Source organism: Streptococcus sp. ALY_208, assembly GCF_058314295.1.
The window spans coordinates 442,238-458,426 of sequence record NZ_JBZFUI010000001.1 but is presented as its reverse complement, the minus strand read 5'-3'; the positions used below and the strand labels follow the sequence as shown (position 1 = coordinate 458,426).

The 16,189-nt window shown below is 41.7% G+C and carries 17 protein-coding genes and 1 pseudogene; 4 read left to right on the top strand and 14 right to left on the bottom strand.

Features of this window, described 5'->3' with window-relative positions; genetic code table 11:
* Window positions 1-138 precede the first annotated feature (138 nt).
* A complete protein-coding gene (locus AC4HAI_RS02265) occupies window positions 139-600 on the top strand; it encodes a DUF6556 family protein (RefSeq protein ID WP_491078454.1) in 462 nt (153 codons plus the stop codon).
* 211 nt (window positions 601-811) lie between these two features.
* Here AC4HAI_RS02265 and gorA read toward each other — a convergent pair whose 3' ends face one another.
* The 7 genes from gorA to AC4HAI_RS02230 all read right to left on the bottom strand — a co-directional run bounded on the left by gorA (window position 812) and on the right by AC4HAI_RS02230 (window position 8,117).
* Window positions 812-2,164, bottom strand: coding sequence for a glutathione-disulfide reductase (gene gorA, locus AC4HAI_RS02260; RefSeq protein ID WP_491078453.1), 1,353 nt, complete (start codon window positions 2,162-2,164; stop codon window positions 812-814).
* Between the two features lie 178 nt (window positions 2,165-2,342).
* The gene (uvrC, locus tag AC4HAI_RS02255) at window positions 2,343-4,136 is read right to left on the bottom strand and encodes an excinuclease ABC subunit UvrC (RefSeq protein ID WP_491110253.1); all 1,794 of its coding nucleotides are present in this window, start codon (window positions 4,134-4,136) and stop codon (window positions 2,343-2,345) included.
* Window positions 4,137-4,567: 431 nt separating this feature from the next.
* Entirely contained in the window at window positions 4,568-5,164 is a 597-nt protein-coding gene (locus tag AC4HAI_RS02250) for a response regulator transcription factor (RefSeq protein ID WP_491110252.1), read from the bottom strand.
* A complete protein-coding gene (locus AC4HAI_RS02245) occupies window positions 5,161-6,261 on the bottom strand; it encodes a sensor histidine kinase (protein ID WP_491110250.1) in 1,101 nt (366 codons plus the stop codon). Before AC4HAI_RS02245 ends, AC4HAI_RS02250 begins: the two co-directional genes overlap by 4 nt.
* Window positions 6,261-6,992 carry an ABC transporter permease gene (locus tag AC4HAI_RS02240; protein ID WP_491110249.1) on the bottom strand — a complete coding sequence of 244 codons (732 nt, stop codon included), beginning with the start codon at window positions 6,990-6,992 and terminating at the stop codon, window positions 6,261-6,263. The genes AC4HAI_RS02245 and AC4HAI_RS02240 overlap by 1 nt, the downstream gene beginning before the upstream one ends.
* Window positions 6,970-7,878: an ABC transporter ATP-binding protein gene (locus tag AC4HAI_RS02235; protein ID WP_491110248.1), complete on the bottom strand. Its 909-nt coding sequence runs from the start codon at window positions 7,876-7,878 to the stop codon at window positions 6,970-6,972. Before AC4HAI_RS02235 ends, AC4HAI_RS02240 begins: the two co-directional genes overlap by 23 nt.
* Before the next feature lie 11 nt (window positions 7,879-7,889).
* On the bottom strand, window positions 7,890-8,117 hold the full coding sequence (locus AC4HAI_RS02230; protein ID WP_491110246.1) for a hypothetical protein: 228 nt from the start codon (window positions 8,115-8,117) through the stop codon (window positions 7,890-7,892).
* Window positions 8,118-8,518: 401 nt separating this feature from the next.
* Between AC4HAI_RS02230 and AC4HAI_RS02225 the strand changes: the two genes are divergently transcribed.
* Window positions 8,519-8,719: a helix-turn-helix transcriptional regulator gene (locus AC4HAI_RS02225; RefSeq protein ID WP_491078443.1), complete on the top strand. Its 201-nt coding sequence runs from the start codon at window positions 8,519-8,521 to the stop codon at window positions 8,717-8,719.
* A gap of 15 nt (window positions 8,720-8,734) precedes the next feature.
* Window positions 8,735-9,253: a DUF6773 family protein gene (locus tag AC4HAI_RS02220; protein ID WP_491110245.1), complete on the top strand. Its 519-nt coding sequence runs from the start codon at window positions 8,735-8,737 to the stop codon at window positions 9,251-9,253.
* A gap of 39 nt (window positions 9,254-9,292) precedes the next feature.
* On the opposite strand, the gene pynA is transcribed toward AC4HAI_RS02220, so the two are convergent.
* The 4 genes from pynA to AC4HAI_RS02200 all read right to left on the bottom strand — a co-directional run bounded on the left by pynA (window position 9,293) and on the right by AC4HAI_RS02200 (window position 13,552).
* A complete protein-coding gene (gene pynA, locus AC4HAI_RS02215) occupies window positions 9,293-9,985 on the bottom strand; it encodes a pyrimidine 5'-nucleotidase PynA (protein WP_491110244.1) in 693 nt (230 codons plus the stop codon).
* Between the two features lie 134 nt (window positions 9,986-10,119).
* Window positions 10,120-10,944 carry a glycosyltransferase family 8 protein gene (locus tag AC4HAI_RS02210; protein WP_491110242.1) on the bottom strand — a complete coding sequence of 275 codons (825 nt, stop codon included), beginning with the start codon at window positions 10,942-10,944 and terminating at the stop codon, window positions 10,120-10,122.
* A gap of 180 nt (window positions 10,945-11,124) precedes the next feature.
* A complete protein-coding gene (locus AC4HAI_RS02205; RefSeq protein WP_491110241.1) occupies window positions 11,125-12,105 on the bottom strand; it encodes an NAD(P)H-dependent flavin oxidoreductase in 981 nt (326 codons plus the stop codon).
* Between the two features lie 127 nt (window positions 12,106-12,232).
* Complete coding sequence (locus AC4HAI_RS02200; RefSeq protein WP_491110239.1) at window positions 12,233-13,552, bottom strand: NtaA/DmoA family FMN-dependent monooxygenase; 1,320 nt, start codon at window positions 13,550-13,552, stop codon at window positions 12,233-12,235.
* Window positions 13,553-13,699: 147 nt separating this feature from the next.
* Between AC4HAI_RS02200 and AC4HAI_RS02195 the strand changes: the two genes are divergently transcribed.
* Complete coding sequence (locus AC4HAI_RS02195; RefSeq protein WP_491110238.1) at window positions 13,700-14,251, top strand: TetR/AcrR family transcriptional regulator; 552 nt, start codon at window positions 13,700-13,702, stop codon at window positions 14,249-14,251.
* Window positions 14,252-14,384: 133 nt separating this feature from the next.
* Here the strand turns inward: AC4HAI_RS02195 and AC4HAI_RS02190 are convergent.
* From AC4HAI_RS02190 to AC4HAI_RS02180, 3 genes and pseudogenes are all read right to left on the bottom strand, one after another.
* Window positions 14,385-14,678, bottom strand: a pseudogene (locus AC4HAI_RS02190) (TMEM175 family protein); the annotation flags it as partial.
* A 181-nt stretch (window positions 14,679-14,859) separates the two neighbouring features.
* A complete protein-coding gene (tnpA, locus tag AC4HAI_RS02185) occupies window positions 14,860-15,333 on the bottom strand; it encodes an IS200/IS605 family transposase (RefSeq protein ID WP_491079695.1) in 474 nt (157 codons plus the stop codon).
* Between the two features lie 224 nt (window positions 15,334-15,557).
* Window positions 15,558-16,187, bottom strand: coding sequence for a TetR/AcrR family transcriptional regulator (locus AC4HAI_RS02180; RefSeq protein WP_491110237.1), 630 nt, complete (start codon window positions 16,185-16,187; stop codon window positions 15,558-15,560).
* Window positions 16,188-16,189: the final 2 nt, after the last annotated feature.

The window sequence follows — 16,189 nt, the reverse complement described above, 5'->3', positions numbered from 1 at the left end:
CCTATCTAGCCCAATTAATTGGAAATTCATAAAAACATAATCACTTCAAGCTAAGTAAAGTGAAGGAGTTTTTTTCAGCCAAAGCGGTTATTTTTTGGTAAACTAGAAGTAAACAATCTATAAGAGATGAGGAAAGACATGTCTGAATATTCACGTTCTCAAAAAAACAATCCAAAGAAGAAAGTTCCAAAAGCCAAGGCGACCAAGAAAATCGTCCACACTACTAAAAAAGGATTTTCAGCTCTGCGTATTACCTTGACGACTATTGGTACCATCTTAGCCATTATTGTATCTTCAATCACACTTTACAACTATACTCACAAATCTGACAACAAAGATACCGATTCTTCTAAAACCTCTACAACCACTATTATCCGTGAAGAAAAGGATACAGACCAATCACAAAGTCAGACAGATGCCTCTACTAATCAAGGTCAAACCAACCAATCAACAGCGAAAGAAACAGATCAAGGAGGAGACACCCAAACATCTGAATCTAATACTGATACTGCTGATAGTCAAAATGGCAACGATGCTGGCACAACTGATGATGGCGGTGCCAATACGCAAACGCCGGAAGCTCCTGCAGCTCAAGAATAATTGCATACAGCAGAGTAATGAATGATTAAAAGACTAGTAACCTCTCAGGGCAAATCCTTGAGAGGCTTTTTCTAGTCATCCCTATCAGTTGATATCATGAAAGAGAGAGGGACAAAAATCAATAAATCGTGGTAAATTTAGAATAATGCAAAAGAGCCTGAACTTTGTCTCAGACTCTTTGTTGCTCTTATCTAGCAATGACCTGCTCTGCTTATCTCATGGTCACGAATTCTTCCGCTCCGGTTGGGTGAATAGCAACAGTGCTGTCGAGATCAGCTTTAGTAGCTCCCATCTTGATCGCAACTGCGAAGCCTTGAATCATTTCATCGACACCATAACCGATACCGTGGAGACCGACAACTTTTTCATCATCTCCCATGACTACTAACTTCATGCGAGATACTTGACGATGATCAGCCATAGCTGTGTACATGGACGTAAAGGAAGAGCTGTAAGTCTTAATACGATCTTCACCATACTGCTTGATGGCTTGCTCTTCAGTAAGACCGACCATTCCCATGGCCGGGTGGCTAAAGACTACGGTTGGGACATTGGTATAATCCATCTTAGCTGTTGTTTGACCGTTGAAGAGGCGCTCTGACAGCTGACGTCCTGCCTTGATGGCAACTGGGGTTAGCTCGATCTTACCATTGACATCACCGATGGCGTAAACACCTGAAACATTGGTGTTTTCGTATTCATCAGCTTGGATAAAGCCACGCTCGTTAAGAGCCACTCCGGTGTTTTCCAGTCCGTAGCCCTTGGTATTAGCGACACGCCCAATAGCCCAGATAAGGACATCAGTGGTATGTTCCTCACCATTTTCAAAGCTGAGCGTTAGGGAACCATCAGCATTCTTGACCACTGCTTTGGGTACACAATGTTTATGCAGGGTTGGACCGTCTTTTTCCATTTCTTCCATGAGGGCATCCGTTAGGTAATTGTCCCAGTTGCGAAGGGGACGATCCTTACGAACAAAGAGGTGAGCGTCACTACCAAGCGTATGCAGAACACCAGCAATCTCAACACCGATATAACCCGCTCCGACAATAGCCACGCGCTTAGGAACCTCATCTAACTCAAAGAAGCCATCGGAAGTGATACCATACTCAGCTCCTGGAATATCAGGAATGAGGGCGTGCCCACCTGTCGCAATGAGAATATGGGGTGCTGTATAGGTTTCACCGTTAGCTTCTAGGGTGTGGTCATCAAGGAAGGTGGCATAAGCATTCAGTACCTCTACACCATTTGCTGCAAATCCTCGTTCATAAGAACCGTGGATACGGTCAATGTAGGCTTCACGGTTATTTTTCAGGGTTGTAAAATCAAAAGTTGTCTCTCCCACGGTAAAACCGTATTCACCAGCATACTTATGAATAGCTTCAGCAACCTGAGCCCCGTACCACATGACCTTTTTAGGGACACAACCACGGTTGACACAGGTCCCGCCAGTCTCCGCTGCCTCAATCAAGAGCACTTTGGCACCATGTATAGCAGCTCGGTTAGCCGAAGCAATCCCCCCAGAACCACCTCCAAGGACAATATAATCGTATTCTTTTACCATAAGAATCCCTTTCTAAGTGTTAAAGTAGATTTAGAGTATCATAAATGAAAAGGTCAAGCAATTTTCCGCTACGACTATAAAAGGCAAACGATCTTATCGCCTGCCTTTTACTAATTTTCACTCCTAATTATCCTTGCTTCAGATAAAAAAGCTGTAACACACTTGAGTTTATCTTTTTCTACGTCTTATCTACAACTTCTTCTTGTGTCAGTGCTTCCTTCACTGCCTCTGCGACCTTTCTCGGTATGCCACAGTTGACGATATCATCCACATCCGCTTCTTGGATCTTAGTCAGGCTTTTATAATGCTTGAGCAGGATCTGCTTGCGTTTAGGTCCAAGGCCAGAAATGCCGTCCAATTTGGAGCTGAAACTGTTCTTGCTACGAACTTGACGGTGGAAGGTAATCGCGAACCTATGGACTTCGTCCTGAATACGCTGTAAGAGAAAGAACTCCTCAGAATTTCTTGGCAGATCAATGACTTCCAAAGGATCACCAAAGAGCAGTTCATGGGTTTGGTGCTTATCATTTTTTTGAAGACCTGCAATAGGAATGTCTAAGCCTAGACGGTCTTGGATGACCTCTTTGGCAATATTGACCTGACCTTGTCCACCATCGATCACGATTAAATCAGGTGGAGTCAAACCATCTCGCATGACCCGACTGTAGCGACGATAAATGACCTCACGCATGCTGGCGTAGTCATCTGGACCAACAACCGTCTTGATTTTAAACTTACGATAGTCTTTCTTACTGGGTTTCCCATCAACAAAGACAACCATGGCAGCTACTGGACTGGTCCCTTGAATATTGGAGTTATCAAAAGACTCAATACGGTGCGGAGTCGGAATATTAAGCAACTCGCCAATATTTTCAATAGCCCCTTTTGTTTTTTTGATATCCTTTTCCAGCAGGTCAAATTTTTGCTGAAGGCTGACCCTGGCATTCTTGGTCGCTAGATTGACCAACTGCTTCTTCTCGCCACGCTGAGGTTTAATGACTTTAGTACCTACAACTGCCTTGACAAGCTCAGCATCAATATCCTGCGGAATAAAAACTTCTTTAGGTAGAAAGTGCTTGCTCTCACGATAGAATTGACCGACATAGGTGAGAAAATCCTCTTCAGGCTCATTGTAGTAGGGAAACATATTGACATCCCGCTGAATGAGCTTGCCTTGACGGACAAAGAAGACCTGCACACACATCCAACCCTTATCAGCATAATAGCCAAAAATATCACGATCCATCATATCTTGATTCATGATACGTTGTTTGGTCCGAAGTTTGCTAATAGCTTCAAGTAGATCACGATACTCAGCTGCCCGCTCAAACTCCATGAGTTCCGAGGCCTTGAGCATTTTCTCCTTAATCTGGTCAATGATCTTATTATCTTTACCATTGAGAAAGTTTTTAACATCTTCTTTGAGGGTATCCCAATACGCTTGATCTGTTTGACAGACGGTATGGGCATTGCACTGTCCTAAATGATAATAAAAGCAAACCTTATTAGCAGGATTGGTACACTTTTTAAAAGGGAAAATACGATCCAGCAGACGCTTAATCTCGGTCGCTGCTCCTGAGTCGGGATAAGGGCCAAAATAAATCCCGTCGTTCTTTCGTACCTGTCTCGTAATCATGAGTCGTGGATAGAGCTCATTGGTAATCTTGATATAAGGATAGGATTTATCATCTTTGAGACGGATATTGTACTTGGGCATATTTTCTTGGATAAGGTTAATTTCTAAGAGCAGCGCCTCAGTATTAGACCCTGTCACTATATACTCAAAATCGGCAATTTCTGAGACCAGCATCTCTGTCTTTGTATCATGGCTCCCGTGGAAATAAGACCGTACCCGATTCTTTAAATTTTTTGCCTTACCGACATAAATAATCTTGCCATTTTTGTCCTTATGAATATAACAACCAGGATTAGCTGGCAGTAACTCTAACTTATGTTTTATCAGCTCGTTCATAAGACTATTATAACAAATATAAAGAGACAAGACCGCCCAGAGAAATTAAAGAAAACTGACTCTCTATATACTGGTACAGCATAAAAACAACTGATCGCTTAAACAGTTGTTCAGACTGTAGACAACCTTATTTTCCCAATAAAATGAGACAAGAAGTTCTGCAAGTTTTCAATACATTTCCTATTTTGCGAGCAAGGTGAGCATAATCCAGCCACCTCCGCCGTGCTAAAAGTGTTAGAAACGCTATGATATAAACGGTTCTGACACTCGGGAATTTTGAGACCTAAGGCTCAAAATTAAGCTATGAAACTCCGAAGGAGGTTGCTAGCGTCCAACAGCACCTAAGGATAGTGGCAAACAATACGTTTTCTTCAAGCTAAACAACCGATCGCTTAAATAGTTATTTTACATAATTATTGTTATGATTAAAATTATAACCAACTCCGCTCTTGAGCTATGCGGACAGCTTCTGTACGATTATTAGCCTCTAATTTCGTAAAAATACTGACCAGATAGTTACGTACTGTCCCATGGGATAGAAATAACTGCTCAGCAATCAATTTATTAGAAAGCCCTTGGGCGACTAGTCGCAAGATATCCTGCTCACGCGGGCTTAAAGGATTTTCCTGATTCACTATATCTTCCATCAACTCTGAAGAATACTCCCTTCCCCCCGATAAGACCTTACGAATCGTTGCCATAAGCTCTGTTGTAGAGCGATCTTTAAGGACATAGGCGTCTACACCTGCCTTAACTGCTCGCTGGAAATAGCCAAGCCTCTTGAAAGTCGTCACAACCACAACCTTCATCTCTCGGTTAGCACGAATCCACTCCAAAACCTCTAGCCCACTTAGTTCAGACATCTCGATATCCAAAATAGCAACATCAATTTCCTGCTCCTCAATCTGTACGATCGCCTCACGGCCATTACCTGCTTGAAAGACTTCGTCTACATCCTCTTCCATGAGAAGGAGCTGACACATAGCATCTCTTAACATGGCTTGATCTTCTGCTACTAGTAAATTCATTGTTCCTTTTTCCACACTTCCTGTAATGTCACACTAACCCTGGTAGGCTGTCTAGGGGAAATGATGGCGACTTGGCCATCTACTAACTGTAAGCGCTCCTGAATAGAGTGCAAGTCCTGATCGTCCAACACTCCAAATCCTTGACCGTCATCTGTTACTTCAATACAGATTCCTTTTTTACGAAAGATACGGATCTGACAATGATGAGCCTGAGCATGTTTAATAACATTGGTGGTCAGCTCCCGTAAAATCATCGTCATACTGGATTGTAAGACAGGGGAGAATTGATCGGTATCCAATTCATTGATCACCTGCAGGGTCACTTCAGAACCCTCAAACATATCTTGAATTGCTGACAATTCTTCTGCAACAGTTCGAAATTTGAGGTTATTAACCAATTCACGAACTTCCTTCATAGATGCCTGACTGATATTGTGCAAGTCTTCTAGTTCCTTGCGCACTGCTAATAAATTAGCCTTATCCAATTGTTTTAGAGCTAACTCTGTTTTCAAAGTTATCATAGCAAAGGTATGGCCTAACGTATCATGGAGGTCACGCCCAATTCGGTTTCGCTCATTTTCGGCCGCTAAAAGATTAATGGTCTTATGCTGCTGATACAATGCTGCTTCTAGCTCAGATTCCTTGCGACTCTTTGCTTCAAGGTAGTAGACACTGCCGATAAAAGTTGGAATAATGGCTAGCATAATGCGATTTCCTGCGACATCAGTCGTTATAGCACCAATAAATCCAGTTCCTACAAGGGCCGCTAAGAAACTAATAAAATAGTAAGACTTAACAGCAGCATTAAAACGCCAAACCAGAAGATTAGCCGTAAAAAAGAAGAACCACATCATTCCGCCTTCGATAAAGCAAGTCATTCCTATGATGTAAGCAAGATGATAAAACCACAGGACAGCTATGCTTTTCTTATACTGATCCTTTAGATGGACAAGCATTAGATAGGCAAAAACGAATAAACTAGACAATAGTAATGTCCAAACAGGATAGCCAAACAAAATAGGCCCTGCAAAAGGAAAAATAGTAAAGATAAGTCCGATATAATATAGAAAATCGGTTCGTTGAAAGGGACGAAACATTAAGCTACCTCTGTTCTTCGTTTAAGAGCAATAGCTGCTCCAGCAGCTATTATAGCATAGGCTGATATAGCAACAAACGCCTGCCAATCGATACTCCCATCTCGAGCAAAGCTCACGACAAACTGATTAACATGATAGATAGGTGTCCACTTCGATAGTATCTGCATCCAATCTGGAAATAGGGTAATAGGCATCCAAGAGCCACCCAGAATAGCCAGACTGAGAAAAGTGATATTACCAACAATAGACCTGATTTGCTCTGATTTTATTTGTGCAATCAAGAGACCAAAGGCTAAAAATAACAGTCCCGCAATTAGTAACATAACAGCTGAACCAATCCAGCGTTCTATTGGCATAGTCACTCCCCTGACCCAGGCTCCTATTAAAAAGGTCACTAAGATAGCACAGAGAAAATTAAGCGCAACCCTAGCTACCTTTGAAACGTAGTACTGCCAAATCGGGAGTCTGGAATGTTCGATATAGGTCAGCCAATGACCCGTTTGATCTTCTGATAGCATTGAAGGAAAGGTAAAAAAGCCAAAACTGGACATGGAAAATCCGGTCATCGTTAACATGTAAGACTGGATAAAAGCATCTTGCTGGACGGGATCTTTGTACATGGTCATTCCAGAATAAAAGAGAAAAAAACCAACCGGCATCCCAATAGCCAAGATAAAGACCGGCCAGGACCTCCACATTTTTATTCCTTCAATTTTTAATAAGGCTCTCATTGGCTTCCTCCTTAGTCTGTTCAAATAAAGTATCTAACAAGGTTTTACGATGAATCTCAATATCCTCTATAGTACAGCCAGCTTCTTGTAAGACCTGCCACACTTGGTCTAGATGTTTTGTTGCAAACCTTAAGCTATCCATTTTTTGTTCCACTCGATAGATATCTTCCAACTGCCATACAAGAGGAGCAAATCGAGCCGGCAAAATCACCTCTTTTTCTTGGTCATCATTACGCATGGTAAAAGGTGTCGTATCACGAAGCAACCTTCCTTGATGCAATACTAAAATCCGATCCGCTGTATGCTCCACTTCCTCAATATAATGACTAGAGTATATAATCGTCCGACCATCAGCTTTTAACTGATCAATAATTTCCCAAAATCTTCTGCGAGTCGATGTATCCATGCCGGCAGTTGGTTCGTCTAAAAATATTAGATCAGGTTGACCAATCAAGCAGAGTATAAACGATAATAATCGCTTCTGCCCACCTGATAATTTTTCTGCCAACTGCTCTTTTTGAGAAACTGAGAAGCCTAAAAGCTGGTCAATAGCAGGATCTGTTAAAGGCTTCTTTGCTATTTTTTGAAAAAAACGGATCAGTTCTATAACTTTCAATTGTTCAGGAACTTGATTCCTTTGTGGAAGCACAGCCATCCTAGCTTTGAGGTCAGCATGACGAGCCTCCAATCCCTCCACCAAAATAGATCCAGATGACAGCCTGAGGTCTCCTAGCAGACAGCGCATCAAGGTCGTCTTCCCAGCACCATTAGGGCCAATTAAGGCAACACAGTCACCTTTAGAAACTGAAAATGTGATATCCTCTAAAATTCTATGACCCTTAATAACTTTTCCAAGATGGTCAACTTGTAGAATACACTCTGTCATCATAACACCTCCTACTTTTTATTTGATCCGAAGATTTCTTTTAAGATATATCGCCATACACTCCAAGCAACAGCTAGACTAATCCCTAGACCCATGACAGTTCCTTGAATTTCAAAGAAACGATCAAACGAATAATGATCAAACCAATTTGTAAACATACTAATAGCCGCACAAATACTTGCTATAACAGGATATAGGAACCACGATAGTTTAACTGTTGTTTTTCCTTTCTTTTTCATTTTTGCTGCCTCTCTTTCTATTGTTAGTATAGGTCAAAAGATCTTTTACAATTAGCACACGATGTCATGACCCTATATGACAAATGTCAGCTATGAACGACTCAAGATTCTGCACAAGCAGCTGTTCATTCCATATGTTGTTTACATAATTTTATTTTTGCAATAAAATAAAAGTCTCAAAACGAGAACTAGATATGACCAAAACAGTTCCGAATGGTAACATATGAGGGTTGTAAACCTAATCCTATCTACTCATTTGTCCAAATGAGTAGATAATTTAAAAAATATGTCATCTATAGTTGACAAGTGTCATATATATGATACACTATATCTGTCAGTTATATGTGACAATCTATCGATAGTTGCCATCGACACTACTATTTTCTTACTTTGGAGCATTTATGATAAATCATGTCAAAACGTTTCGCCTGGATAAAGGCCTGTCTCAGCTAGCACTAGCTAAAACCATTGGGGTCGCTCGACAGACCATTAACCTAATCGAAAATAACAAATATAATCCATCGCTTGATCTCTGTATTAAGATCGCAGAAACTCTGGATACTGATCTTAATACCTTATTTTGGAATAATCGCCACGACTAAAGAAAGGATAAAACTATGAAAAAGAGTAAATTTTGGACAAACGTTTTGAAGCGATTTTACGGCATTAGAGAAATGGATGAATACATTCTTCAAGAAATCAATCGCATCGGCAACAATGCCTTTGTATTTACTTTTTATTATTTGATTACTTCAACATTAATAGCACTGCTCGTATCTTATATAAATGTTACCCTAGCTATCTGGGGCCTAATGTCCTTAAACATTATTGTATTTTTGGGAATATGCTTATACATCATCATTGCGTCAAAGCGTACCAATCTAACCGCTCATTATGTTGAATCAGACGAAATTAAACCAGAAAGAAAGAAAACTATCCGAAATACGATATTCTCCGGGATAATTTTCACAATCCTCTTTTGGCTATTAACAGGGCTGATGGATGCTCTGGACTTTCATGAGCAATTCCTCACAGTACTCTTTAGGCTTCAGACTATTATCAGAGCAGTCCTAGTTGGCATCTTTTGGACAGTCGCCATGGTGCTCATTATGTTACAACGTATCAAAAAAGAATAATAATAATAAAAACCTCCGGTTCATAGTAGAATCGGAGGTTTATTTAGCCAGTATTATCGTCAAAAGTTCATCATAGTTCGCTACAGTGTAGGTCGGCTGAGACTGACTGGTATTCTCCTTACCATCAGGATTGTACCAAACCGTATCAATCCCAGCATTGTTGCCGCCTTGAATATCACTGAGAAGTCCATCACCAATCATCAGTGCTTGCTGCTTATCAAAGCCATCAATCCGATGCGCAATGCTATCATAGTATTCCTTCTTAGGCTTTTGATAACCCAGATCATCCGAGATAAACACCTGCTCGAAATAATCTCTGATTCCAGAGCAATCTAAACGGCTCTTTTGGATAAAGGTCACCCCATTGGTCGCAGCAAAAAGACGATAGCCACGCGCCTCAAGGCTTTCCAAAAGTTCCTTAGCTCCCTCTAAAACCTGCCCCTGCTGACTGAGAAAATGCTGATAACGCTGGGCATAGTACTGACCATCCACATCTTGACCAAAGTGGGCAAACAACCTTGCAAAACGTGTATCGATCAATTCTTGCTTGCTGATCTTGCCCAGACTCAAATCGTCCCAAAGTCCACGATTCATGGGGACATAGTAGTCCATATAAGCTGCAATATCCGACACTTGCGCCTCAAACAAAAGCTGGCGCAAGGCAAGACTTTCCGCCGCATCAAAATCTAACAAAGTATGATCAAGATCGAAAAGAAGGTATTTGTAGGGCATGATGGTCCTTTCTATAGAGGAATAAGGGTATTATAGCATAAGTTTGGTCGCAAAAATCAACTGATTAGCTTAACTCAGCGAATCAGTTTTTGGCTCCTATTTCAACACTCGAGTCGATTTTAAGCGGCTCTACTTTAAACCTCATGCGCTTTTTTAGCCATATATTTATAAAGAGCTGCATAGCGGGTAGTATAATTAGGTTTCCAAGGCTTGTCTCGACCAGCAAAGTGCAAAAAGACTGTATTTTCAATAACCCAGTCAATATCCCAATCGCCGCCGCTGCGTGCTTGGTACAAACGACTGTATCTGGCATCGTAATTGTAAATCTCATCAGGCACAGCTTGTACTCTGTCTGCATAGAGGCCATTTAAGACATCCTGATCAGGCAAAATCAGCTTGGTCCGATTTTTTTCGATATACTCTAAAATATCCTGACGCTCTACAGTTTGATGAATCATAGGAAGATTCATAAGGAGAACACCTGTATTGAAATAAGAGGACTCCATCTCATAATTCTGAAGGCGCAGCTGATTGATCATATCCATAATTTTACTGTCAGCATTATGACTGGCTGCGGCATAGAGATCTTGCCCCAGATCTTGCTGGTAAAACTCTCTAAAATCATTGAGACAGAGGATATCTGCATCCAGATAGAGAATCTTGTTCATATCTTTCGGTAAAAACTCGTGCGCCAGAAGACGATAATAAATAGTATCAGGATAGCGATCTGTCGTCGGGGCATCCTTGAAAGGTTGATCCCCTACAATAATAGGATGGTAATGATAATCTAACGTTTGACAAAAACGAGCTAGCTGGTCGTTCTTCGTTAGGAGTGTTTTTTGCAGAAGATAAACATGCACCTCAGCAGCAGATAGATTTTGCTTAACAGAATAGAGCGTTACTTTAAGCTGCTCGACATAGGCATCATCGACAGTGAACAACAAATTGACTGGCTCCATAACTCAATTCCTTCTTTTTAATACTAGTGTCATTGTAACACGCTCAACCTAAAAATAAAATACGAGTAGAATGATTGCCCAAATGATAGCTACAAAAAATTCTATCCAAACTCGGATAGAACTTTTATACAAATCTTGTGCTATTTGGAAAGCCAATAGACACTAATATTTCTCCATGAGTTATACCAAATCTGCAATCCCGCTCATGAGCTTATCCATAATAACAGAAACAGGTTCGATTTTATCGATCATTGAGATACCAAGTCCAAAGGAGGCAAAACCCTTGGTCAGATCGCCAAAGAGCATGCCATCGCGCATGCCATCGTATCCCCGTTGCACTTGGAAAATTTCTTCTTCTGTCGCACCGGCTTTACTCATTTTCAAGAGTTGATTTGGAATATCCCCCGGCAATGAACGATAATAGGCGGGCATTGTACGGTAGAGTAAGAGGTCTGAGGCATCAGCTTTCAAAGCCATCTCCTTGATGTTTTGCGCTAAGATAGACTCTTCTGACATCATAAAGGCAGTACCGACAAACAGTCCTTCTGCACCAAGGGCAAAAGCGGCCCGTGCAGTTCGGCTATCAGCAATACCACCTGCTGCCATGACTGGCACACGCCCTTTAGCTGCATCAACAATCATAGGGACGATTGAGAAGGTTCCGATGGCCTTGCCTGGAACTGTCCCGCCTTCATCAAAGCCAGTCGCCACAATGATATCAGCACCGCCTTGGATGGCTTCTTCCGTATTTTCAACCGTTGGATTTTCGGCACGAAAGACAATTTTGATGCCTTTGTCTTTAATTTTCTTTGCCCAAGTAGCAGAAAACTCTCCACCCCAGATAGCGACTTCTACGCCTTCTTCAGCCATAAGATCAAGCATCGGTTCTGTAAAAATATCAGTCAGCTCATATCCAGGAGAAATATTGATTCCCAGCGGTTTATCCGTAATGCCACGTGCAATATGGATTTCACGGCGCATATTTTCAATCGTTTCTTCTACTGTTTTTGCCGCAACTTTTTGACCAGCACTGATACCAAGGACACCCAGACCGCCAGCTGCGCTGACTGCACCTGCATATTTCCCATCAGTTAACCAAGCCAAGGGTCCCTGAATGATCGGCTTTTCAATGCCTAAGATTTCTGTTACACGATTTGTCATAAGCATACCTCAATTCATAAATCATTTTTGCTATGGTATCGCTTTCACCCCAACTGGTCAAGAGGCAGTTCAACCATTTTTGTCACTTAAATGACAAAAGAAGACCATCTGTCACCTAATCTTCTTCTCACACACCATATTGATAAGGGAGTCCCAGATTTTCACGGAGAGTATCCCCTTCATATTCTGTATGGAAGAGCCCTCGTTCTTGTAAAATTGGAACAACCTCATCGACAAAGCGCTTAAGATCTGTTTCATAGACATCAGGCATAACCCAGAAGCCATCGGCAGCGCCGCTTTCAAACCACTCGGTCATGTGGTCAGCAATGTCTTCTGCTGTCCCTACTGCTGCAGGGTGGTAGTCGATAACTGAGTGGTAAACCACTTCACGAAGAGTCCAGCCTTCACGCGCCACCCGGATGATATTTTCAGTCCGTGGGTCACTGTAGGGCGTAATAGCCACGCTATCTAGAATTTCAGGATTGATAGGCTTTTCAATATCAGCCATAGTAAAGTTAACGCCCAGGGCATAGCCGATATGAGCGACTCGTTGGTAGAAGGTCTCCTCATCGATCCATCTGGCATGACGCTCCAGAGCATCTTTTTTACTATCACCGATCAGGGGCATAACTCCTGCGATAAAGGCAATGGCATCAGCCTTTCTACCATTAGCAACCGCAGCCTGACTAAGTGCCTGGCGCATAGCTTTCCCCTGATCAACCGTCCAAACCTCTCCAACATAGACATCAGCTTCCTTCCCAGCAAAGGCCACACTATTGCTGGAGCCACCTGAGTGAAAAATCGGTGGTTGCCCCTGTTTTGATGGGGGGATTGGTAAGGTTCCAGAGGTCGACACATAATCCCCCTCAAAAGAAATAGACTTAACCTTATCATAGTCCGCAAACACTTGCTTGTCAGGATCCAATTCCAGCGCATCTTCCCCCCATGTGGCCCATAATCTTTGAACTGCCTCGACAAATTCACTGGCTTTTCCGTAGCGGTCAAAGCTAGACGGCAGGTTTACGCCGTAAGCATTAGCACTGACCCCATTGGCACCGGTTACAGCATTCCAAGCCGCACGACCCTTACTGATAGCATCCAGTGTCTTGAATTGTCTAGCGACTTCATAAGGATTGTTCCAAGAGGTCGCCCTGGTAATCCCTAGGCCAATATGCTTGGTTTGACTGGCAATGACCGTCGCAATCAGCAAAGGATCCATCCCCATAGTCTGCATATCTGCATCTGTCACTGCCTTGGTCCCAGGGAAATCACCAAAGAACATGAATTGAAACTTCCCTTTTTCCGCTAGCTGCGCCGCTTTGACATCTACCGAAATATCTGGATAGTCGGTCATATGAACCTCTGGATCCATCCAAGATTTAAAATTTAAGCCTGCTGCACCAAACATAGACAGTCCTAGTAACATCTGTTTCTTAGTTTCTGTCATCTTAATCTCCTATCTCCTCTTACACAATCATTGAAGAGATCTTTCCCTTTTAGTATAATAAATATATTACACTTGTCATTTAAATGAAGCAATAAACAGTTATTTGCTATCTGTCACTTAAATGACAGTATTGAAAGGACTGTCATCTTGAAAAAAGACCTACGCTTTGAAAAAACTGAAAAAAATTTGCAAGAAGCCTTTTTAGAGCTCCTTAAAACCAAAGAGCTGGCTAAAATTTCTGTCAAAGAACTTTGCCAAAAAGCCCAAGTCTCTCGTAACGCCTTTTACCAACACTATGAAACCAAGGAACATCTCTACGACAGCCTACTTCAAGAAATTTTAATTTCAATGGAAGAAGCCTGCCGTCCAGTAGCCAAGGATCTCAACCATATCACTCCTGCAGAAAGTCGACTTTTTCTGGACAACATTATACTAGCTGTCGAAAAAAATCGCTTCATCATCCATCAGCTGCTAACCAGTCAGCCAGCTAGTTTTTCTGCTGCCTTCCAAGGGATGATTGTCAATGCCAACTTAGATGTGACTAACTCAGCTAGCCTTTTTATTGATCCTGCTGGTATTCACACCTTTGCCGGCGCCCTAGTAGCCTTTATTCGCTACTGGCTCCTTGAGACCGATCTGAGCCTTGAAGAGGCGCAGGATAAACTCTATACCATTGTTGGAGACATCAGACTAGTCTAATCCATTTCCTCTCATGTCTAAAGGCCTCGTTCATCATGAACGGGGCCTTTAGGTTATCTTCATTCATTTAGTTACCTTTTCAATCTCACATAGCTGATGTCGCTTAGCTCAGACTTTTATCAAGCCATAAAGGTCACTTTAATTCTTCGACATTTGACCAAGTCACACAAATTGAAACCCAAATGGTAATCATGCCATACATGACTTGGGCAAAATGATTGGTAAAATTAGCGGCAACAATCTTCGTGGTATAGGGAAAAAACGATACAAAAAACAACAAGAGCCGTTGGGTCCACACTGTTAAGTGACTAATTTTAGTTGCTTTGTGCCACAAATTATGAATACCTATCCACATGGTTCCCAGCCAAAAGAAGGATAAAACATAGCTAAAAATGCTAGGCGCAATCTCCCACAATCCCTGAATCGTTAAGGTCTTAGGGACATCTTTGTTATGCGACTCTTAGCATCCCTTTAGTCAAAACCACCCGTGAAAACGGGTGGCTTGTACACCGCCTATAAGGCGTTGAGTGCCAGCTGCGTCTAAAGACGCTAGCTGAACGTTGTTCAGGCTGCTTGATTACTTGACTTATGCCCGTAAAAACGGGCTTTTATCGTGTTCGAAATCCTCCATCTGAAAATGGATCCTCGTATTCTTTTACACTCAACTTATCAAGAGCTATGTCATCCTTCTCTTGATCTCTAATGTATTTCGCTACTGTTTTTTCATTCAAACCCACTGTGCTGACGTAGTAGCCTCTCGCCCAAAACTTTCGATTTCCGTATTTGTATTTCAAATTAGCATGCTTATCAAAAATCATCAAGGCACTCTTACTTTTTAAATAGCCCATAAATTCAGAAATCGAAAGCTTTGGTGGTATTAGGACCAACATATGAACATGATCCGGCATCATATGTCCTTCAATGATTTCTACCCCTTTATAAAGGCAAAGTTGACGGATAATTGCTATCAAATCCGCCCTAATTTTATAATAGATTTCTTTACGACGATATTTAGGCGTAAAGACTATATGATATTTGCACATCCATTTTGTATGTGATAGACTGTAACTGGTTTTTGCCATTTATTTTTCCTCCTTAGTCTAACCTGAACACTTAGATTATATCAGGAAAAATAAATGAAAGCTCAAAGCCTTATCAGCCACCAGCTTAGCTGGTGGTTTTATTGTTTTTCTCTCCGAGAAAAACTGGCTCGAAGCCATAATCAAGCACAAAAGGCATAGAAAGTTGCGCTTACCAGCGTCTTTCTATGCCTTTTTAGCAAGTCATTTCAAATTTCTATTGATGTTTACAGAGTCTTAATCGAAGCAAGGATCTGTGATTCAATGAGCTGTAGCTCATCTGCTTCTTGATTTGAAGGGCAGTTCAAGAAAAAGCATTGAACGATATAGGTAAAAAGTGGAGCTAGCACCGTTCTTAACAGCGTAATTTGAGGCAATTCTGAATGACCAAATCCATCTTTTCTTAGGGTTCTGGTCACAATTGTTAGCAATTCCGGTAGTAAGGGTTGAATATTCTGGAACAATTGCTCTCTAATGGGACTATCAGTCTGTAACTCCTGAAAAATAATTTTGAGGAGGTCACTATTGGCTGCCACAAAAGCAAAGCGATCCTGAACGAAAAAGTGAACTAAGCTTATCGTATCTGGACAGGCTCTTAAGCCATCTAGAAAGGGCCTACCAACCAGATCGACCAAGGGCTCACAAACGCCCAATAATAACTCATCCTTAGTCTTAAAATACTTAAAAATCGTGGCTTGGCTGACCTGCGCCTCTGATGCAATCTGAGCCGTCGAGGTAGCATGAAAGCCTTGTTTTGAAAACAAGACAATGGCTGCTAACATAACCTTACGTTTGCCAGAAGGCATGGGCAGGTTTTCTAATTGTTCCTGATAAGATTGAAATTTTTGGTCTAACATAT